This window comes from Pseudoalteromonas sp. GW168-MNA-CIBAN-0100 (assembly GCF_040309225.1).
Lineage (GTDB): Bacteria > Pseudomonadota > Gammaproteobacteria > Enterobacterales > Alteromonadaceae > Pseudoalteromonas > Pseudoalteromonas arctica.
On the sequence record NZ_JBEOOL010000290.1, the window covers coordinates 1 to 335 of the forward strand.

A 335-nucleotide genomic window follows, 5' to 3' on the forward strand; every position below is an offset into this window, starting at 1 on the left:
ATTGGCATGCCAATAAGTATCATATTATCAATGTTTTATAATGTAGTGAGTATAAAGCTGCAAGGGGTAGCAATGCGCACCCACGATATCGCGTTTAAAAAGGGAATTATTTGGCAGCAAATAGTTATTTTGCCGCTAGCGCGAGTACAGCATATTGAGGTGCACCGCGGACCAATTGAGCGCAAACTCGGCTTAGCGAGTTTAAAGCTATACAGCGCTGGTGGCATGAGCGCCGACCTGCAAATTAGCGGCTTAACTCACGACGATTGTAAAAATATGCGCCAGTTTGTACAAAACTACCGCAACGACGATAACATCGCACAAGCAACCCCTGC

1 protein-coding gene is annotated in these 335 nt (G+C 45.4%); it reads left to right on the forward strand.

Features of this window, described 5'->3' with window-relative positions; genetic code table 11:
* On the forward strand, nucleotides 1–335 hold a 335-nt coding region (locus tag AAEY62_RS21160; protein ID WP_350636306.1), incomplete at both ends, for a PH domain-containing protein.